The sequence below is a fragment of the Marinobacter sp. B-21 genome, from assembly GCF_056857895.1.
The window spans coordinates 1-18,671 of record NZ_JBSXNZ010000076.1; the positions used below are offsets into that span (position 1 = coordinate 1).

General features: G+C 56.5%; 15 protein-coding genes and 1 tRNA gene. 6 read left to right on the forward strand and 10 right to left on the reverse strand.

Annotated features, from left to right (window positions below):
* Positions 1-346: 346 nt before the first annotated feature.
* The 3 genes from AC13C0_RS11700 to AC13C0_RS11710 all read left to right on the forward strand — a co-directional run bounded on the left by AC13C0_RS11700 (position 347) and on the right by AC13C0_RS11710 (position 5,681).
* The gene (locus tag AC13C0_RS11700) at positions 347-4,378 is read left to right on the forward strand and encodes an NACHT domain-containing protein (protein ID WP_341581279.1); all 4,032 of its coding nucleotides are present in this window, start codon (positions 347-349) and stop codon (positions 4,376-4,378) included.
* A 498-nt stretch (positions 4,379-4,876) separates the two neighbouring features.
* Positions 4,877-5,179, forward strand: a complete 303-nt coding sequence (locus AC13C0_RS11705) for a type II toxin-antitoxin system TacA family antitoxin (RefSeq protein WP_106672860.1) — start codon at positions 4,877-4,879, stop codon at positions 5,177-5,179.
* Positions 5,151-5,681 (forward strand): GNAT family N-acetyltransferase, encoded by a 531-nt coding sequence (locus AC13C0_RS11710; protein WP_341581280.1) that lies wholly within the window; start codon positions 5,151-5,153, stop codon positions 5,679-5,681. The genes AC13C0_RS11705 and AC13C0_RS11710 overlap by 29 nt, the downstream gene beginning before the upstream one ends.
* Before the next feature lie 264 nt (positions 5,682-5,945).
* Here AC13C0_RS11710 and AC13C0_RS11715 read toward each other — a convergent pair.
* The 4 genes from AC13C0_RS11715 to rpsU form a co-directional block, all read right to left on the reverse strand.
* A tRNA-Ile gene (locus AC13C0_RS11715) sits at positions 5,946-6,022 on the reverse strand.
* Between the two features lie 99 nt (positions 6,023-6,121).
* Positions 6,122-7,972, reverse strand: coding sequence for an RNA polymerase sigma factor RpoD (gene rpoD / locus AC13C0_RS11720; protein WP_117619426.1), 1,851 nt, complete (start codon positions 7,970-7,972; stop codon positions 6,122-6,124).
* A gap of 134 nt (positions 7,973-8,106) precedes the next feature.
* Entirely contained in the window at positions 8,107-9,837 is a 1,731-nt protein-coding gene (dnaG, locus tag AC13C0_RS11725) for a DNA primase (RefSeq protein ID WP_117619427.1), read from the reverse strand.
* Between the two features lie 147 nt (positions 9,838-9,984).
* Positions 9,985-10,200: a 30S ribosomal protein S21 gene (gene rpsU, locus AC13C0_RS11730; RefSeq protein ID WP_007153483.1), complete on the reverse strand. Its 216-nt coding sequence runs from the start codon at positions 10,198-10,200 to the stop codon at positions 9,985-9,987.
* A gap of 252 nt (positions 10,201-10,452) precedes the next feature.
* On the opposite strand from rpsU, the gene tsaD reads away from it, so the two are divergent.
* Positions 10,453-11,508 (forward strand): tRNA (adenosine(37)-N6)-threonylcarbamoyltransferase complex transferase subunit TsaD, encoded by a 1,056-nt coding sequence (gene tsaD / locus AC13C0_RS11735; RefSeq protein ID WP_341581281.1) that lies wholly within the window; start codon positions 10,453-10,455, stop codon positions 11,506-11,508.
* Positions 11,509-11,523: 15 nt separating this feature from the next.
* Here tsaD and plsY read toward each other — a convergent pair whose 3' ends face one another.
* Positions 11,524-12,114 carry a glycerol-3-phosphate 1-O-acyltransferase PlsY gene (gene plsY / locus AC13C0_RS11740; protein WP_341582820.1) on the reverse strand — a complete coding sequence of 197 codons (591 nt, stop codon included), beginning with the start codon at positions 12,112-12,114 and terminating at the stop codon, positions 11,524-11,526.
* A gap of 140 nt (positions 12,115-12,254) precedes the next feature.
* Between plsY and AC13C0_RS11745 the strand changes: the two genes are divergently transcribed.
* Together AC13C0_RS11745 and folK (AC13C0_RS11750) are read left to right on the forward strand one after the other, a co-directional pair.
* Positions 12,255-12,611 carry a dihydroneopterin aldolase gene (locus AC13C0_RS11745; protein WP_117619429.1) on the forward strand — a complete coding sequence of 119 codons (357 nt, stop codon included), beginning with the start codon at positions 12,255-12,257 and terminating at the stop codon, positions 12,609-12,611.
* A complete protein-coding gene (gene folK, locus AC13C0_RS11750; RefSeq protein WP_117619430.1) occupies positions 12,611-13,138 on the forward strand; it encodes a 2-amino-4-hydroxy-6-hydroxymethyldihydropteridine diphosphokinase in 528 nt (175 codons plus the stop codon). Before AC13C0_RS11745 ends, folK (AC13C0_RS11750) begins: the two co-directional genes overlap by 1 nt.
* On the opposite strand, the gene pgi is transcribed toward folK (AC13C0_RS11750), so the two are convergent.
* Genes pgi through pcnB form a run of 5 tightly spaced genes read right to left on the reverse strand, consistent with a single transcriptional unit; the run spans position 13,118 to position 18,330 of the window.
* Complete coding sequence (gene pgi / locus AC13C0_RS11755) at positions 13,118-14,782, reverse strand: glucose-6-phosphate isomerase (protein ID WP_341581282.1); 1,665 nt, start codon at positions 14,780-14,782, stop codon at positions 13,118-13,120. The two genes, folK (AC13C0_RS11750) and pgi, sit on opposite strands and share 21 nt — an antisense overlap.
* A gap of 22 nt (positions 14,783-14,804) precedes the next feature.
* Entirely contained in the window at positions 14,805-15,653 is an 849-nt protein-coding gene (panC, locus tag AC13C0_RS11760; RefSeq protein WP_341581283.1) for a pantoate--beta-alanine ligase, read from the reverse strand.
* Positions 15,650-16,444, reverse strand: coding sequence for a 3-methyl-2-oxobutanoate hydroxymethyltransferase (panB, locus tag AC13C0_RS11765; protein ID WP_117619433.1), 795 nt, complete (start codon positions 16,442-16,444; stop codon positions 15,650-15,652). The genes panC and panB overlap by 4 nt, the downstream gene beginning before the upstream one ends.
* Positions 16,445-16,504: 60 nt before the next feature.
* Positions 16,505-17,002 (reverse strand): 2-amino-4-hydroxy-6-hydroxymethyldihydropteridine diphosphokinase, encoded by a 498-nt coding sequence (folK, locus tag AC13C0_RS11770; protein ID WP_341581284.1) that lies wholly within the window; start codon positions 17,000-17,002, stop codon positions 16,505-16,507.
* Complete coding sequence (gene pcnB, locus AC13C0_RS11775) at positions 16,999-18,330, reverse strand: polynucleotide adenylyltransferase PcnB (RefSeq protein ID WP_205422346.1); 1,332 nt, start codon at positions 18,328-18,330, stop codon at positions 16,999-17,001. The genes folK (AC13C0_RS11770) and pcnB overlap by 4 nt, the downstream gene beginning before the upstream one ends.
* Positions 18,331-18,671 lie beyond the last annotated feature (341 nt).

Sequence of the window (18,671 nt, forward strand, 5' to 3'; positions counted from 1 at the left end):
CCGGTTATTAGGTGGCAGTAACTTTTTAAGAATGGCTTCGCGACGCTCCGGTGAATATTTCATGAAAACCTCTGTCTCTCGCCCCACTTTATTGAGAGAGTCTAACATCGGGTGGGGTTCCAACTACCTTGACAGAGGGGGATATTCACTTTGCGACCGTCCAGGCCACCCCAAAATTTCTAAACAAAAGCGAACATTTCCCCCCATCCATTCAACAATAGCGCTCGGCTCAAGAGGGGATAATCGGAAGATTTCTCTTTGGGCAGATTTCGAGTCTGTTCATAGGGGCTATATGTCAGCCAAAATGGGCCTAATTCAAAGGCGGTAGATCAGGCTTGGCGTTAAAATGAGTGAAGAATTTTATTTACCCCGAACACTGAACCATGAGGGTGACTGCCTCACCGAGGAACAGCTGCTTAAGAGCAGTTCTGTCATTATCGTTCTCGCAGAGCCCGGTGCGGGAAAGTCCGAACTTCTGAAAAGCTTAGGACTTCAATTGGGGGTAAAATCGGAATCTGCCAGATTATTCAAGCTTGAGACTGAACCACGTCAATGTGATTTCCTAGTCCTTGATGGGCTTGACGAAGTTGCAAGGCTCAACGAGTCAGGCCTTGATGAGCTTATTTTCAAGGCCAGAAAAAACCAACCTAAGAAGGTTATCTTCGCCAGTCGATCTAGCGAGTGGGAAGAGTCAAACACCCACCTTGTCAAAGAATGCTTCGCGACAGATCCTTATGTTACCTATCTGAATGCTCTTTCAGAGAATGAGCAGCAGGCATTTTTTGGACATCTCTTCCCCGAACAAGATTTTTCGAAGTTCCTACAAGCTGTAGATGCCTTCGATCTTGCTCCACTTCTTGGCAACCCGCTCTTTCTTAGTCTGTTCTCTGAAGCCTTTGTGGAAAGCCAAGGCAATTTTGTGGATAAGAGGCAGGTCTTTCATGACGCGGTTGAGAGGCTCGCCTTTGAGGCAAATAAGCAACGTCCCCAGAGAAACAGCTTTTCGTCTGATGTAAAAATCGAGATATCTAAAGAAGCTTTTACTGTACTTCTACTTTCGGGCGCCGTCGGCATCAGCATTGCGGATACGCTAAAGACGGATCTGTTCCCCCGTCTGCAAAGTATTGTGTCTTCTACCAGGCACAACCCTAACTGTGTCCTGGACTCAAGATTGTTTGTCCCAACTGACGATCAGAACTCTCACCGTCCAGTACACCGGGTTGTCGAGGAATATTGTGCGGCCGAGTATCTTGCTCAACGAATCGATGATCCATGTGATCCATTATCACTACGACAGTGTTTTGCCCTCATAGCCCCCAATTCCGTTGTGCGCGAAGAATTGCGAGGCCTCTTAGGTTGGCTCGCTGCCGTTGGCGGAGAAAGCATACAGCGGGGAGCGATACAGCTCGCTCCGTACGCAGTGTTAGCAAACGGGGACCCTTCCCGATTGACTACGCGCTCAAAAATATACTTACTTCATGCGCTGCGAAAGCAAGCGGATGATGATCCCTACTTCCGTGGTGGTGATGTATGGCGATCGCTCAACATTTCGGGTTTTTTCTCGGCCGATCTCAAGGAGCCAGTTCGCGAGTTATTGTTCGATATAAATGCTGGTATCCAAGTCAGAGCCCTGGTGCTGGATCTTTTGGAAGGAGCGCCTGCTGCAACTGAACTGGACCGGGATCTTACCAACCTGATGCTTGATGTTTCGGAGCCGGCCGGATTGCGCCGTCTCGCTGCTAACTGCCTCGTCGCTATTCACAACCGTGATCACAAGCCGAACCTAGGTGATTTGATAGCCAGAGGCGACGCGGTTTCTCTCGAACTAGGCGCCATGTTTTTCAGGGAACTCGGCAGCCAACAGTTTGGCCGAGAATCACAGAAGGCGCTTCTATTGAGCTCCGCCGTTCTTTATTCAAACGATGATGCACTGAGAGCGGATGACAACGTAGGTTCTCGACTTTTCATCACACGATATATCCACTCTCTCGACGGTAAAGAGGTTGCTTGGCTCCTAGACGAGCTGAGCAAAGGGCTACAATGCACGTGCGGTGCCGAAAACCGGTTTGAGTGCCATTGCAGGGACGGTATCAGCAAGATTATCGGGCATTTGCTCGATCAATTTTTTGAAAGCGAGCATGCCGATATCGAGGCGCCCAGAATTTATCATTGGATCCGAAACCTCAATTTCCACAACGATATCGATGGACAGCGTAGTAAGGCGACGGACGTACTTCAGAAGAACCATTCGCTTCGACAGGAACTATTGAAAATAGCCTGTGATGATCGAACTGCTTCCGAAACCGAAGAGCCTTTTCTCAACCCGTTTTTGTTCCATCCTCACATCCACTCTGGTATTAAGCTACAAGCTCAGGACTCGGTCGTCTTGGCTCGCCATGCCTTTACCGTGGGCAATATGCGCTTGTGGCGTGCTCTCCACATGAGAGCGCTTCCTAAAACACGCGGCAATTTTCAGGAAGTATCAAAGCTTAGACATCTAATGCGCCAACAAGCGGCTGAGGCCAGTGAATTCATGCGCCATTGGTATAAGTTGGAGCGTGAATCCAAGGCATGGTGGGAAGAAAACCAACTAAGGTGGGAGAGGAAAAGCCGCAAGTCCCAAGCAAAACAAGAAAAGCGGTTGGCGCGGAATAGGGCGGCTATGGAGCGTGATCGCGATTTAGTTGAATCCGGGAAAAATCTCGGTTTCCTGGGGAATATTGCTACCCTCTACCTTCACAATCCTGAGGAGATAGAAAGGCGCTTCGGGAATCTCGAAGCAATTCGCCGGTCATTTATCAATTGTCGTCTCCATCTTCAACCTCATCTGCCTTCCCTAGCGGAAACAGCAAACCTTCATTGCACAGGTCGGTTTTTGCCAGCGGAAAGGATCTTGATGGCATCAAGTGTTGAAATATTCCGGGAGACCGGTTCACTCGAAACGCTCGATCAGCAAGCCCTCGAAATACTTAGGGCGAATATCGATCTAAGATTCGATAGCGTCCAAGAAGACGAGTGGGCTCAAATCCGTCAAGAAGCGGATGCTCGCCTGTTCCAAAACGATGCAGACAAGCGCAGCTATTTGATTCGGTTCGTCAAAACACAGCTGGATAGCCATGGTCCCGATTCGAGGCCGGAAGGAGTTCATTTGCTTCGTGATGATCCGATGTTTTCGTCCATTGCCGGTCCGCTTGCTCTTGAGTGGCTCGACGACTATCGCGGCAATAATACTTGGGTGTTGGAATGCCTCTTTGACGCTGCTTTGAAGGCTGGTCGTATGGATGAGCTAGTCGGGCGGGTTCAACAGCGAACGCATGACTGTCTGGAGGCATGGTCGAGTGCGTGCGACAGGACTCCACGCGAGCCAGAACTTGTTTTTTGGTGCTTACGGCATCTTTACTTTGTACCTGACCTCCATCCGCTGATGTCAGATTGGCTTTCAAGCGACCAGGACCTTATTTTCGAGTTTGAGTCGCTGTTCGGCGGGCTAATGAGAACCGGGACTCCGTCCTGGCCACGCCTAAGCGCCCAAAAAATACGTTTGATTCTGGAATCGTTCATTGACGATTGGCCAGCGGTGCACTTACCCACCCATTGGGGTTCTGATAGTCCGAGAGAAGAGCGAGCCTATAGGCTTTTGAATGATCTGGTGTGGCAGATAGCAAATGACCACCCGGAGAGCAGCTTGTTGGTCTTGGACCAGCTCCAAGCTGACGGGCGCTTCGAATGTTTTCGGGAGAAGCTCAAAACGATGAAAAGTGGCGCTTATCGCACGATCGCGCTTAGAAACTATAGTCCGCCGTCCCCCTCCGACATTTTCAATGTGCTTCACCGAGATGAAGTAGTTACGGTTGAAGGCCTCAGGCAACTGGTGCTGGAAGAGCTCGAATCACTTCAGGGTGAAATATCAGGCGGTGAATTTGATACAGGCAATCTCTTTTACAACGGCGATAGGAGGGTCGGAGAAGTTGAGGCTTCTAAACGAGTTGCGGATCGCCTCTCCATCAAACTTCAATCCAAAGGCATTAAGATTGAAATCGAAGACCAGGTTAAGAGCGCAAATCGCTGCGACATCTCAGCAATCAAAATGTTTTCTGGCAAGGAATTAATGCTTCCCATCGAGGCAAAAGGACAGTGGCACGAGGATCTGTATACCGCCGCGTCGATGCAACTCGATCAGCTCTATGCTATTCATCCGGCAGCTCAGGGCCAGGGCATTTACTTAATCTTCTGGTTTGGATCCTGGGAGAAAGTCGAGGGTCGGAAACGGCATGGCCTGGAGACAGCCAGTCAACTAAAAGCAGCCATTGAAGAGCTTCTCGATCACGGACTTAAAGGGCGCATCGACGTCTTCGTCTTGGACGTGTCACGTGGATGAAAAGACCGTAGAACCATCCTAGGACCTCTCCATGCGGCGCAGAGCAAACGGGGTAGAACCCGACGACCGAGACTCGGCCGTGATAGGAAAATTTCTCGAGATGGAACCGGTCCTTGGTGCTCATTGCCACGCTGTCCTTTAGTCAGATCTAGGGGCAGTATGTGGAAAATGCAGTTCGCTAACCTGGAGTTGAAAAAGCTAGTTTTTAGCTATGCGGGGGCATTGAAGTGATCACACCTAACAATTTACGCCACACGGACGCATGAGAGTACGCTTGTGCGCTCTCGCGTTATTCCAAAATCTGAATGTTCGCTTTGCGACCTTTGTGCAGCTGAGCACCTTATAAATTGCATGTGCCAAATTGGCACACCCAAGTTGATTAAGGCAATTAAGTATGCCAACATGGCACACGTAGATTGGGTCCGTCGAATCACTTTTTATCAAGGAAGAGGGTTTTCTTGGGTTCCAGTCGAGCCTATCCCACCATCGGTGAAGAATATGATGAACACACAAGGTAAAGACACTCGCTTGGTCGCCCGTGTCGATGAAGAAACGCAGAGACTTATTGCTCATGCAGCAGAGTTAACGGGCCGCAGCTTGAGTCAGTTCCTGATCTACGCTGCAAAGAAAGAAGCACAAGAGGCCGAGCGTCAGGCGCTACAAATTCAGGTTTCCCGGCAAAGTGCTGATCTTATGCTGGAGCTACTGGATAACCCTGAGCCGATTAACCCAAAGCTTCGAGAAGCTGCACTCAACCACAGGAAGTTGGCTGGTGACTTTAAGAACCGAAGAAATCAGTAAAAAACACAATCGGCGAAAGTTTGACTGCGGTAAACCTGCACTCAACGAGTTCTTAAAGAAAATTGCCCGGCAAAGCAGCCAGAAGATGGCGACACGGACTTATGTACTGATTGAAGATGAGGTCGACCCGACGGAGATCCTCGGTTATTACACTCTTCTTCCCAGCACCGTTGTCTTCCCCCAGGGGTATCCCCTGCAAAAGCGGTTTCCGTCGGATCCGCCGGTTTACCGGCTGGCACGGCTTGCGGTTGATAACTCCGTGAAAGGATACGGATTAGGAGCATACCTGCTGATCGAGTGCCTGAGGCGGGTTGTTGATGCGTCGATTTCAGTTGGAGGTATAGGCTGTGCGGTAGATGCCAAAGACGACGACTCAAAAAGATTCTACGAAAAGTTTGGGTTCGTTGCTATTGATGCCGTTGAGGGTGACTCTTTAGCTCTTTGGCTACCTTTTGAACAATGTCTCGAAGCAGTCGAACTCTCACAGACAAGTGGACGGTAGTCGGGTTCTGCCCCGTTACTGCGGATCTCTCTAAAAAGAGGCGGAATTTCTCCCGGGGGAAAGTGTTGGTCTATCCGCCTGAACGTTCGCTTTGCGACCTATCTGTCAATCTACGGTGTCAGTCTCCGGTCACGTTGTGGCGACATGACCCGAATTATGGTTTCAAAATGAGGCGGCCAAAACTGCTAACGTAAGTCACCATAATGTGGCCGTTCCGGCCAATTTATGCTGACATGACCAATGAGTGGTAAGGAGGCTGGCAAATGGTGGGCCCAGCAGGACTCGAACCTGCGACCAAGGGATTATGAGTCCCCTGCTCTAACCAACTGAGCTATAGGCCCATTCAGCGAACGCTGTTTGGAAAGGTGTTTCCGGAGGGGGGAAACAAAGCGGGCGCCATTATACCGGTGAGGTGTGGCGCCCGCTACTGTTTGCGGGAATTATCCCTGATTACCCTGGTCGTCGATAAAGCCACGCAGGTGATCGGAGCGTGACGGGTGACGCAGTTTGCGCAGAGCCTTGGCTTCGATCTGACGGATACGTTCCCGGGTAACGTCGAACTGTTTGCCGACTTCTTCCAGGGTGTGGTCAGTGTTCATCTCGATGCCAAAGCGCATCCGCAATACCTTGGACTCGCGGGCTGTGAGCCCGGCCAGTACGGAGCGGGTGGCCTCGCGCAGGCCTTCGGCGGTAGCGGAATCCACCGGGGAGAGGGCCTGGATATCTTCGATGAAGTCGCCCAGGTGGCTGTCTTCGTCATCGCCGATCGGAGTTTCCATGGAGATCGGCTCTTTCGCAATCTTCAGCACCTTGCGGATCTTGTCCTCGGGCATTTCCATGCGTTCGCCAAGCTCTTCCGGCGTGGGCTCCCGGCCCATCTCCTGCAGCATCTGGCGGGAGATGCGGTTGAGCTTGTTGATGGTCTCAATCATGTGCACCGGAATACGAATGGTGCGGGCCTGGTCCGCGATGGAGCGGGTGATGGCCTGGCGAATCCACCAGGTGGCGTAGGTGGAGAACTTGTAGCCGCGGCGGTACTCAAACTTGTCTACGGCCTTCATCAGGCCGATATTGCCTTCCTGGATCAGGTCCAGGAACTGCAGGCCGCGGTTGGTGTACTTCTTGGCGATGGAAATAACCAGTCGCAGGTTGGCCTCGACCATTTCCTTCTTGGCACGGCGGGCCTTGGCTTCGCCAATGGAGACGCGGCGGTTGATTTCCTTGATGTCGGCGACATCCAGATCCACTTCGTTCTGCACGTTCTGGATCCGCTTCTGGAGGCGAACAATCTCGTCAATGCGCTCCGAAATCGGCGCTGCGTAAGGCTTCTTGCTTTTGGCGATCTTGTCGGCCCAGTCCAGGTTGACCTCGTTGCCAGGGAAGGATTTGATGAAATCCTTGCGCGGCATTTTGCAGTCACGCACGCAGATCTGCATGATCGCCCGCTCGTTCTCGCGCACGAGATCATTGGTGGAGCGAACCACGTTGACCAGTTCATCGAATGCCTTGTTGGCCAGCTTGAACGGCGCGAACACCTGGCCCAGCTCGTTCAGGGCTTGCTGGGTTTTCTTGTCGGAACGGCCGTGCTTGGCCAGTGCCTTGTTGGCGGCATTCAGCTTTTCGTTGAGCAGTTCGAACCGGAGACGGGTTTCTTCCGGATCGGGTCCGTTATCGGTTTCTTCCTCGTTTGAGGAATCGTCGTCATCGTCGGAGGATGAGCCGGAATCGTCCGAGCTATCGGTGGTGGTGTCCTCGCCCATGAACGGCTCGGCATCGTCCGGGTCCAGAAAACCGGTTACCACGTCGCTGATGCGGCCTTCGTTCTCGATAATGCGGTCGTAGGCCTGGCTAACGGTGCCGGTGATGCCGGGAAAGTGGGCGACGGCAGCCATGACATCGCGGATACCTTCCTCGATACGCTTGGCGATGACGATTTCGCCTTCACGGGTCAGCAGTTCCACAGTGCCCATTTCCCGCATGTACATGCGGACCGGGTCTGTGGTTCGGCCGGCGTCGGATTCTACGGCAGCCAGCGCGGCGGCGGCTTCGGCGGCAGCGGCTTCGTCGGCCGTGGAATCGCCATCGGTCATCAGAAGCGTGTCTGCGTCCGGTGCAACTTCAGACACCTGAATGCCCATGTCGTTGATCATGCGAATGATGTCTTCGACCTGATCCGGGTCAGCGATGTCTTCCGGGAGGTGGTCGTTTACCTCGGCGTAAGTCAGGTAACCTTGTTCCTTGCCTCGTGCAATGAGGTCTTTCAAACGTGATTTTTGCGAATTGCCTGACATAGACACCCTGTGAACTCGCTTTTCAGAAGGAAAAAAGTGAAACAGCCATTATAGCTGTCGCTCGGTTGCTCTGCCACCAAGGAGCCGCGGCTTCATGGTTAGATGGTGATCAGTGCATCAAGTTTCAAGTGCTGTTAGTCCCGGGTTCCACCACTCAGGGCTCTCAGCTCCTGCCGCTCCTCGGTTGTGAGGCTTGACAGGTTTCGTAACAGTGTTGCCAGTCGCAGCTGGCGCGATGCTTCCTCGTTCGGGCTTAGAAGCTCCCTCGCGGCGGCCAGCGTGCTTTCCCGCGCCGGAATGTGCTCGATCCCGTCAAACAGGTGGTAAAACCGCTCCCGGGCTGTGTTGTCCAGTGCCAGTCCGCGAACCAGTGCTTTTCGATCCCGGACGGCCTTCTCCAGAATCCAGCTTGCAAAATTACGGGCCTGGTTAAACTGTCTGGAGCCGCTGGCCAGCTCTGTTACTTCGGTGGCCAGATCCGGCGCCTCCAGCAGGGCAAGGCAGAGAATGCTGTCCTTGCTGAGTTTTACGTCGATGCGCTCTTCGGTAACCCGGTCCCTTCGCTCGCCGTTCCACCTGCCTTTTTGTTGTCCGTGCTGCCGGTTTTGCCACGGATTGCGCCCGCCGCAGAGGCGGAGCATTTCATGCCACATGGCATCCCGGAGGGTGCTTCTTGGCATCTTGTTGAGCATTGGCTCAACCCGGGCCCTCAGTTCGCCCCGGTGTTCTGGCAACTGCAGATCCAGGCCTTCGCTCTGCCGGTCAAACAGGTACCGGGACATGGGTGTGGCGCCGTCAATGCGCTTCTGGAAGGCCTCGGGGCCTTCCTTTCGCACCAGTGTGTCCGGGTCCTCACCCTGTGGCAGCATCAGAAACTGCAGGTGGAGGCCGTCGGCCATCAGTTCCAGCGCATTTTCCATGGCCCGGTCAGCGGCCCGGAAGCCGGCCTGGTCTCCGTCGAAGCAGAACACAATGTGTCTGACCTGTCTCAGCAGGGCCGTCAGGCTGTCCTGATTCGTCGCCGTGCCCAGGGTTGCAACGGCATAATGAATGCCGTGCTGGGCGAGGGCGATAACGTCCATATAGCCTTCAACCACGAGTAATTTGTCGAGCTGCCGGATTGCCTGCCTGGCCTCAAACAGTCCGTATATCTCGCGGCTCTTATGAAAGACATCCGACTCCGGGGAGTTGATGTATTTCGCCTTGTCGTCACCCAGTGTACGACCGCCAAAGGCGACTGTTTTGCCCCGGCTGTTGCGGATCGGGAACATGACCCGGTTCCGGAACAGGTCCCTGGGCCGGCCGTATTTGTCGGAAACCGTGCCGGTCTCGATCAGCGGGCCCTGGAGGTCTCTGTTCGCCGCATCGTACAGGGCGGTACCGGTTGAGGGTGCGTAACCCACCTGGTATTGCTCTACGATGGTGCTGTCCAGGCCTCGCTGCTTCAGGTAGTCCCGGGCATAGGCGCCCTGCTGGCCCTGCAGCGCTGAGTGATAGAAGCGGCTGGCAAAATCCAGAGCGTCTGTCAGTGTTCGGGCCTGCTGGATTTCCTGTTTCGCAGCCCGGTCATAGGGCACTTCCAGTCCGACCCGTTTGGCCAGTTCTTCAACTGCTTCGGTAAAACCCAGTCCGTCGAACTCCCTGACAAAACTGATGGCGTCGCCATGAGCTCCGCACCCGAAGCAGTGGTAAAAGCCCTTATCCGGCCGGACATTGAACGAGGGTGTTTTCTCGTCGTGGAACGGGCAGCAGGCCTTGTAATTGGCGCCGGCTTTCTTGAGTGTAATGCGTGAACCGATCAGTTCCGCCAGATCTATGCGGTCCAGCAGGTTTTCAACAAACTGTTGAGGGATCAGTCCGCTCATGGAGGCTCCACATCAGGCCGTCATCGGAATTGGCCAATAGCCAAAAATGCCGCCGAAGCCAAGCCTCGGCGGCATTTTTGAGTCGCTCTGTGCAGCCTGCGGCTGTACAGGCAATCAGTGCTTTGCAGTCAAGCGGCGTCGGAAAACTTAGTACAGACGCTCGAACTTGCGCTGTTCCCGCTGAAGCTTCTTGAGATGACGCTTAACGGCAGCGGCTGCTTTGCGCTTACGAACAGCGGTCGGCTTCTCGTAGTGCTCACGACGACGCACTTCAGAAAGTACACCTGCTTTTTCGCAGGAACGCTTGAAGCGACGCAGTGCTACGTCAAACGGTTCATTCTCTTTCACTTTAACAGCTGGCATTCGAAAATCACCTACCTGATAGATTCGGTTTCAATTTTGTCCGCCTGGCATGGCCAGATCGGTTCTCGATCCCTGGTCAGATTGGCTAAAACTCGACCAGTGCATAATTTAGGGCGGCAATGATAGCGCCTGGCTTATGGCGAGGTCAATGTTTGTTCGATGAATCTGCCAGTGGGTTTCGGGTTTCTGCTAAAATGCGCCTCGTTTTCAATTCTGCCAATCCATTTCTGCCAACCAATGTGGCCAGACACTATGCTGATACTTGGTATTGAAACCTCCTGTGATGAAACCGGCGTTGCACTGTACGACACCGAGCAGGGCCTGCTGGGCCACGCACTGTTCAGCCAGATAGCCATGCATGCGGATTACGGCGGTGTGGTGCCCGAGCTGGCTTCCCGGGACCACGTCCGCAAGCTCCTGCCACTGTGTGATCAGGTGCTGGCGGATGCCGGGCGAAGCCGCACCGATATAGAGGGCATTGCCTACACCGCGGGCCCCGGGCTGGTGGGCGCGCTTATGGTGGGTGGCGCTGTGGCTCATGCGCTGGGCTTTGCCCTGGGCATTCCCGTGCTGGGTGTGCATCACATGGAGGGGCATCTGCTGGCGCCCATGTTAGAGGACAATCCGCCCGCATTTCCTTTTGTGGCCTTGCTGGTTTCCGGCGGGCACACGCAGTTGGTGCGGGTCGATGGCATAGGTGCGTATGAAATGCTGGGTGAGTCGGTGGACGATGCCGCCGGTGAAGCCTTCGATAAAACCGCCAAGATGCTCGGCCTGGATTATCCGGGTGGCCCCCGGGTGGCGGCACTCGCCGAGAAAGGCACTGAAGGGCGCTACCGGTTTCCAAGGCCAATGACCGACCGGCCCGGGCTGGATTTCAGTTTCAGTGGCCTGAAAACCTTTACCCTCAATACCGTGAATGCTGCCCGGGATTCCGGTGGGCTGGATGACCAGACCCGGGCGGATATTGCTCTGGCTTTTGAGGCGGCTGTGGTGGACACCCTGACCATCAAATGCCGCCGGGCTCTGGAGCAGACCGGCTGCAAGCGCCTGGTTATCGCAGGGGGCGTCAGTGCCAACCGGCGTTTGCGTGCCGGCCTGGAAAAAATGGCGGCCAAACTGAAAGCGGATGTCTTTTATGCCCGCCCGGAGTTCTGTACCGATAACGGTGCCATGATTGCCTACGCCGGCGCCCAACGCCTCAAGGCGGGCCAGCAGGATGGCGAGCGGATCCTTGCGGTGCCCCGGTGGCCGATGAATAGGTTACCGCCGATCAGTGAGCCTAGGTCTGCAGGGCTGGTTGACTGATCTCTCGACGGAGCTTTAGAGGCCAGCCTCCCGGCCCTGTGTGAGCCGGATCAGGTTGTTGCGGTGGCGAACCACGATCAGGATAGCCAGCAGGCCAAACAGGGGCAGGGTTTCCGGCTCGATAAACGCGCTGATAAGCGGCCCGCTGATGATGGCCAGCAGCGAGGCGAGGGCTGAAATTCGCCAGCGCCAGATCACCGGCGTCCAGATGGCAGCCATCACCAGCGTGGTTACCGGCGCCAGGGCAAGACCGGCACCGAGCGCGGTTGCCACGCCTTTGCCGCCCTGAAACCGGTAGAACACCGGGATCATGTGGCCGGTCACTGCGCACAGCGCCACGATAGCCTGAACCATCACCGAGAGGCCGGCAGCGTGAGCCAGCCAGACCGGGAGCCAACCCTTGGCGGCGTCGAGTGCGAGCGTCATCAGGGCTGGCGGCCAGCCTCCGGTGCGGTAAACGTTGGTTGCGCCCGGATTGCCGGAGCCCTGGGTCCTGGGATCCGGTAGCTTCCAGAGCCGGCACACTGGCAGTGCGAACAGCACTGAGCCGGCCATATAAGCGGCGGCATAGAGCAGAACGGTTAATACCGGGTCACTGGGAATCATGCTGTGGGCTCGGAAGCGAAGACGTATCTGGTCATTGTGTGCGAAAATGCCGGCCCTGAAAACGCCGGCCAGCTTGCTCACAATATCCCCTGGTTGTGCGTTATTCAATCACGAACGAGTGGAAGAGTCCGGGAGCCCCCTTGGCAGACAGCGTATTTATCGAAGGCCTGGTTGTGGAGACAGTGGTCGGTGTCTACGACTGGGAACGGGAAGTCACCCAGAGCCTGGTCATCGACCTGGAGATGGCCTGGGATAATCGGGTGCCTGGCCGTTCCGATGATGTTGCCGACGCTCTGGATTACGCCACAGTCAGTCGTCGGATCGGGACCTGTCTGAAAGAACTCAGGCCAAAGCTGCTTGAACACGGCGCCGAGGTCCTGGCCGGGGTTCTGCAGGCAGAATTTGGCGTAATCTGGCTCAGGCTGGCCATACGTAAACCGGGTGCCGTGCCCGGCGCGAAGGCCGTGGGCGTGTGCATCGAAAGGGGGTCGCGGTAATGTCGGGGCCCGTCCGGGTCTACCTCAGTATTGGCAGCAATGTAGACCGGGAGCGATACGTTATCGCCGCGCTTGATGCCCTGCATGAATGGTTTGGTGAACTGAGTGTCTCACCGGTGTATGACAGTGAGGCCGTAGGGTTTGATGGCTCCCCGTTCCTGAATCTGGTCGTGGGTGTCGACACGGTACTGCCGGTTGCCGAGCTGTCCCGGCGCTTCAAGCAACTTGAGGCGGACAATGGCCGGCGCAGGGATGTCCCGAAGTTCAGTGCCCGAACCCTGGATCTGGACATTCTGACCTACGGCGACGTTGTCGGGCGGGTTGATGGTGTTGAGCTGCCACGGGGCGAAATCCTCAAGAATGCCTTTGTTCTTCGACCCCTGGCAGACATTGCGCCGGAAGCCGTGCATCCGGTGTGCGGTAAAGCCTATGGCCAACTGTGGCGTCAATACAACACCGGCCAGAAACTCTGGCCGGTGGATTTCAGCTGGCAGGGGCGGCAGATATCAAGAGCGGTCGCTGGCTGAGCGAAACAGCTCGATGAGGTGGTCGGTGGAGCTGTCGCTGTCCTGGTCGCCGGTGTCCTGGCCAAGCAAGCGAGGCAGAATGCTTTTGCCGAGCTGTTTGCCCAGTTCCACCCCCCACTGATCAAACGAATCCACATCCCAGATCACTCCTTGCACGAAGGTCCGGTGTTCGTAGAGCGCGATGAGTGCGCCGACGGTTTCCGGGGTTGCCTTCTCCATCGTCAGGGTGTTGCTCGGTTTGTTGCCCGCAATCACTTTGTGGGGGGCAAGCTGCTCAATCTCTGCGTCGGAGTGCTTTTCCGCCGCCAGTTCTGCCCTGGCTTCTTCCAGGGATTTGCCGGCCATCATGGCTCTGGACTGGCTGAGGCAATTGGCAAACAGGTCCGCATGATGGGTGGCAACGGGATTGTGAGTGGTCAGGGGAATGATGAAGTCCGCCGGAATCAGGCGGGTGCCCTGGTGAATCAGCTGATGGTAAGCGTGCTGGCCGTTGGCGCCAACCCCGCCCCAGATGACCGGCCCGGACTGCCAGGCCAGAGCCTCGCCGCCCTGGGTCACGCTCTTGCCGTTGCTCTCCATATCCAACTGCTGGAGATGGTCCGGCAGGCTGCGCAGGTAGTGATCGTAGGGCAGGATGGCGTGGGTTTCGGCGCCCCAGAAATTGTTGTACCAGACCCCGAGCATCGCCATGACTACCGGCAGGTTCTGGTGCAGTGGCGCCTCCCGGAAGTGCTGGTCCATAGCGTGGGCGCCGGCCAACAGAGCCCGGAAGTTGGCCATGCCGACGGTGAAGGCGATGGGCAATCCGATGGCGGACCAGAGGGAGTAACGGCCTCCGACCCAGTCCCACATGGGAAAGACGTTGTCCGGATCGATTCCGAAATTCTGTGCTGCCGGCACGTTGGCCGTAACGGCCATGAAGTGCCTGGAAATCGCCTGTTCGTCGCCGCAGTGGTCGAGCAACCACTGGCGCGCCACCTTGCTGTTTTCCAGGGTTTCCTGGGTCCGGAAGGATTTGGACTGGATCAGAAACAGAGTGGTTTCCGGATTCACCTGCCGGAGGGTTTCACAGATCTCGGTGCCGTCGATGTTGGCCACGTAATGGCACGGTACGCCAGACTGTCCGTAGGGCTGGAGTGCCTCGCCCACCAGCTTGGGCCCGAGATAGGAGCCGCCGATACCGATGCTTACGACGTCAGTAAAGGGTTTGCCGGTGTATCCGGTGCGGCTGCCGCTCAGCACGCCGTCTACCAGCGTTTCCATCCGTGCCAGGGTGCGCTGTACCTCGGCAACGACGTCCTGGCCGTTCACCATGATGGCCTCCGTGCCCGGATTGCGAAGCGCCGTATGCAGGGCGGGGCGGTCCTCGGTGACGTTCACGCGGTCACCCCGCAGCAGTGCCTCGCGCCGGGCTTCCAGGTTGCAGCTGCTTGCCAGTGCCAGCAGTGCCTCAAGCACCTCGTCGGTGAGCCGGTTCTTGGAGAAATCCAGGGACAGTCCCGCCGCCTCGATAAAGTAGCGCTTTGCCCGCTCGGGATCCTGTCTGAAGAGATCCGTCATGGCAATGCCGTCCAGACGTTCCCTGTGTTCCTTCAGTGTCTGCCATTCGGGTTTCGAGGTCAGTACTGCCGGATTTGCGGACATCAGAGTCTCCTTTTCTGTGGGCCTATCGGGTTACGGACAGGTTATCAATCAAACGGGTCGTGCCGAGGAAGGCCGCCGCCAGGAGAGTGATCTCCTGATCATCCGGGGTGGCCGGCTTAAGGGTCTGGCTATTCACGATGTTGAAATAATCCGGACGCAGCCCGGCCTTGCCCAGGCTTTGCTCAGCTTCGCTTTCCAGAGCCTGGAAGTCTGTACGACCATCGGCGATTTTTCCGGCCGTGGCCTGCAGGGTCTGGTACACAACCGGAGCGATTTTCCGTTCATCAGGTGTGAGGTAGCCATTTCGGGAGCTTTTCGCCAGACCATCGTCCTCCCGAACGGTGGGCGCCCCAACGACATCGACAGGCATCATCAGATCGCGGACCATTTTCCGGATGACGGCGAGTTGCTGGAAGTCCTTCTCGCCAAACACCGCAAGGTCCGGCTGAACCATGTTGAACAGCATGGTCACCACCGTTGCAACGCCTTCAAAGTGACCGGGCCGGCTGGCGCCGCAGTGGCCATCGCTGACATCCGGTACAACCACCTGGGTCTGTTTTGCCAGCCCTTCCGGATACACTTCGTCCAGAGTAGGGGCGAATACCAGAGTGTTGCCGGCCGAAGCGAGCTTATCCTGATCTTCAGCCAGGGTTCTCGGGTACTTGTCCAGATCTTCGCTGGCTCCGAACTGCATTGGATTGACAAAGATGCTGGTAACCACAACATCGGCCATCTCGGCAGCTTTTCGGACCAGGGAAACGTGGCCCTCGTGCAGATTTCCCATGGTTGGCACCAGGCCGATGGTTTTACCCCGCCCGCGGTAGCCGCGAAGGATGGTCCTCAGTTCTTTCAGGGAATGTATGGTTCTCATGCCTTGAACGTATGCTCCTCAGCGGGGAATGTGCGCTCGCCGACGGCGTTCACATAGGCCTCAATCGCCTCCTGTACCGAATGCGTCTCGGCCAGGAAGTTTTTCACGAACCTCGGTTTGCGGCCGGTGGTGATGCCGAGCATGTCATGCAGTACCAGGACCTGGCCGTCGGTATCCGAGCCCGCACCAATGCCAATTACCGGAGCCCTGACGGCCTGGGAGATTCGTGCGGCCAGCGGCGCCGGAACACATTCCAGCAGAATGAGGTCGGCGCCGGCTGACTCCAGTTCGCAGGCATGTTCGATCATCATCTCCGCTGCCTTTTCGTCACGGCCCTGTACCTTGTAGCCGCCAAACTTGTTGACGAACTGCGGTGTCAGGCCCAGGTGTGCACACACGGGCACGCCGCGTTCGCTCAGGGCGGCGATGGTGTCTTTCATCCAGTCGGTGCCTTCGAGTTTCACCATGTGGGCGCCGGCGCGCATCAGTTCCGCGGCGTTCTCCAGGGCGGCCTCAACGGTTCCGTAACTCATGAACGGCATGTCCGCCATGATCAGGGAACCGCGGTTACCCTTGGCGACACAGCTGACGTGGTACACCATCTGGTCCATGGTCACCGGCAGAGTGCTGTCGTGGCCCTGCAGCACCATGCCAAGGGAATCGCCAATCAGAATAACGTGAACGCCCGCTTCGCTGACGACCTGGGAGAAGGTGGCGTCGTAGGAGGTAAGGGCTGCGAAGGCTTTGCCCTTCTGCTTGAATTCACGCAGGGTATTGATGGTAACAGCCATAGAATCCTTGCCTTTTGGGTGGATGGGCCTAGACCGGGCCGGGGTACCGGCGCTGAAGTGTTAAGGGTAATCCGCGGGTGGAAGCTTGCGCAAGCGGTTGTCCGGGCATTGGCGGCGCAGAGCGGCAACGGGTGTTCCGTCCGGCAATGTCAGGCCTGGGTTCAGGTCCAGTAAGGGCTGGAGGGCAAAGTCGCGGTTTGGCAGTTCCCTGTGGGGTACGGTAAGCCGTTCATCATCCAGTGCTCGGTTCCCAAACAGCAGCAGATCCAGGTCGAGGGTTCGGGGCCCCCAGTGCCGGAGCCGTTCCCGGCCGTGGGCCTGCTCGATTGACTGTAGCTGGTCCAGCAATTGATGGGGGGCCAGCGATGTTTTCAGCCACACAGCGCCGTTGACAAAGTCTGGCTGGTCCTGCGGGCCGACGGGCCGGCTCGCATAAAAGGCTGATTGGGCCACGAGGGTGGTGTCCGGCAGGGCAGCCAGTTCGGAAACGGCCCGGGCGAGCTGGACGACAGGCGCTTCGAGATTGCTGCCCAGCCCGATGAACGCATCGGTCATCATTGCTGTGGCGGTCTTTGAACCGGTTTGCGGCGGCGTTTGCGCTTTTTCGGCGCGTCGCTGGCCAGTTCGGATAGCATCCGCTCCTGGCGCCGCTCATCCGCTTGCTGGAACTCGGTCCACCATTGGCCCAGACCTGGCTCAATCTCGCCAGAATCCTCCCGGACCAGCAGGAAATCGTAGGCAGCCCGGAACCGGGGATGCGTCATGGTGACAAAGGCCCGCTTGCCCTGGCGGCGAGGCAGGCGCATCTGGAGTTCCCAGATTTCCTTCATGGGCCCCGAGAAGCGTTTGGGAATTGAGGTTGCCTGCACCTGCCGGCCGATCACCTTGCCGATGGCGCCATGCAGTGCGGGTTGAACCGGGTCGCCGTTGTCCTGTCTGCGATGCCATTCCGCCTGGAGCGCCGGCCAGAGCATGGCGGCAAACAGGAAGTAGGGGGTGACCGATTTGCCCTGGGCAATACGGGCGTCGGTATTCCGTAGAGCCTGGCGGATCAGTTCATCCGGTTCGCCGGCCTCTATGGCCCTGACGGTTTCAGGAAACAGTGGCTCGAGCAGGTTGTAACGGGTTAACAGATCGTAGGTGGCCTCGCCGTGACCAGCGGAAAACAGCTTGAGCACTTCATCAAACAGCCGGGCAGAAGGGATATGACTCAGTAACGGAGCCAGCTCTTTTATCGGAGCTTCGGTTTCCGGTTCGATATCAAACCCGAGCTTGGCGGCAAACCGGATGGCCCGGAGCATACGAACCGGATCTTCCCGGTAACGGGTTTCCGGGTCGCCAATCAGGCGCAGTTGCCGGTTACGCAAATCTTCTATGCCGTTGGCGAAATCAATGATGGTGAAGTCGCGAATGCAGTAGTACAGGGCGTTTACTGTAAAGTCCCGGCGCAGGGCGTCCTCTTCCTGATTGCCGTAGACATTGTCCCGGAGCAGTAGCCCATGTTCGCTGGTTCTGCGATCGTCATCATCGGCGTCGGTATCGGCTTCTGTGGCGTTGCCCCGGAAGGTGGTTACCTCGATGACTTCCCGGCCAAACACCACGTGAACAATTCGGAACCTGCGGCCGATCAGCCGGGAGTTGCGGAACAGATCGTGTACTTCTTCCGGCGTGGCGTTGGTGGCGATGTCGAAATCCTTGGGTTTTCCACCCAGCAGGATGTCTCTGACGCCGCCACCGACCAGGTAGGCTTCATAGCCTGACTTGTTCAGGCGATGCAGGACCTTCTTGGCGGGCTCACTGATTACCGAGCGGGAGACGTTGTGCTGGTCCCGGGGGATTTCCCGCCGCTGGTAGATGAGGGCTTTCTTTTTTCCGTTGCCGGACATGAATGAACGGAATTTACCGACCGATTGCTCGACGAGTGTGAAAATTGATTTAGGCATTGAAATCCGTGGCCGCGATGAGCAAAAACCGAGAGTTTAACGGTTTGAGCAGGATTTGCACACGTCTGCCGTGGATTACAGTTCCGGTGCCCAGAAAATCAAAAGGCGGATCCGTTTACACGAATCCGCCCTGAAAGCGTTGACGATCTGCATTGTTTTTGTTTTTGCCGGGATTTTTCTTCGTTTTTGTACCCCACTGTCTATCCCCAAATCTGGGGCATATCAACAGTGCAAACGGAAAGCTTTGAATACACAGAGCAGCCAGAGACATCGGGCGGGTTTGG

What these genes read in the sequence shown, in the direction of transcription:
- dnaG (WP_117619427.1), bottom strand. Translation starts at nt 9,837, where the DNA reads ATGAGCGGACTGATCCCTCAACAGTTTGTTGAAAACCTGCTGGACCGC.
- pgi (WP_341581282.1), bottom strand. Translation starts at nt 14,782, where the DNA reads ATGTCCGCAAATCCGGCAGTACTGACCTCGAAACCCGAATGGCAGACA.
- panB (WP_117619433.1), bottom strand. Translation starts at nt 16,444, where the DNA reads ATGGCTGTTACCATCAATACCCTGCGTGAATTCAAGCAGAAGGGCAAA.
- folK (WP_341581284.1), bottom strand. Translation starts at nt 17,002, where the DNA reads ATGATGACCGATGCGTTCATCGGGCTGGGCAGCAATCTCGAAGCGCCT.
- panC (WP_341581283.1), bottom strand. Translation starts at nt 15,653, where the DNA reads ATGAGAACCATACATTCCCTGAAAGAACTGAGGACCATCCTTCGCGGC.
- AC13C0_RS11705 (WP_106672860.1), top strand. Translation starts at nt 4,877, where the DNA reads ATGATGAACACACAAGGTAAAGACACTCGCTTGGTCGCCCGTGTCGAT.
- pcnB (WP_205422346.1), bottom strand. Translation starts at nt 18,330, where the DNA reads ATGTCCGGCAACGGAAAAAAGAAAGCCCTCATCTACCAGCGGCGGGAA.
- plsY (WP_341582820.1), bottom strand. Translation starts at nt 12,114, where the DNA reads ATGATTCCCAGTGACCCGGTATTAACCGTTCTGCTCTATGCCGCCGCT.
- AC13C0_RS11700 (WP_341581279.1), top strand. Translation starts at nt 347, where the DNA reads ATGAGTGAAGAATTTTATTTACCCCGAACACTGAACCATGAGGGTGAC.
- folK (WP_117619430.1), top strand. Translation starts at nt 12,611, where the DNA reads ATGTCGGGGCCCGTCCGGGTCTACCTCAGTATTGGCAGCAATGTAGAC.
- rpsU (WP_007153483.1), bottom strand. Translation starts at nt 10,200, where the DNA reads ATGCCAGCTGTTAAAGTGAAAGAGAATGAACCGTTTGACGTAGCACTG.
- tsaD (WP_341581281.1), top strand. Translation starts at nt 10,453, where the DNA reads ATGCTGATACTTGGTATTGAAACCTCCTGTGATGAAACCGGCGTTGCA.
- rpoD (WP_117619426.1), bottom strand. Translation starts at nt 7,972, where the DNA reads ATGTCAGGCAATTCGCAAAAATCACGTTTGAAAGACCTCATTGCACGA.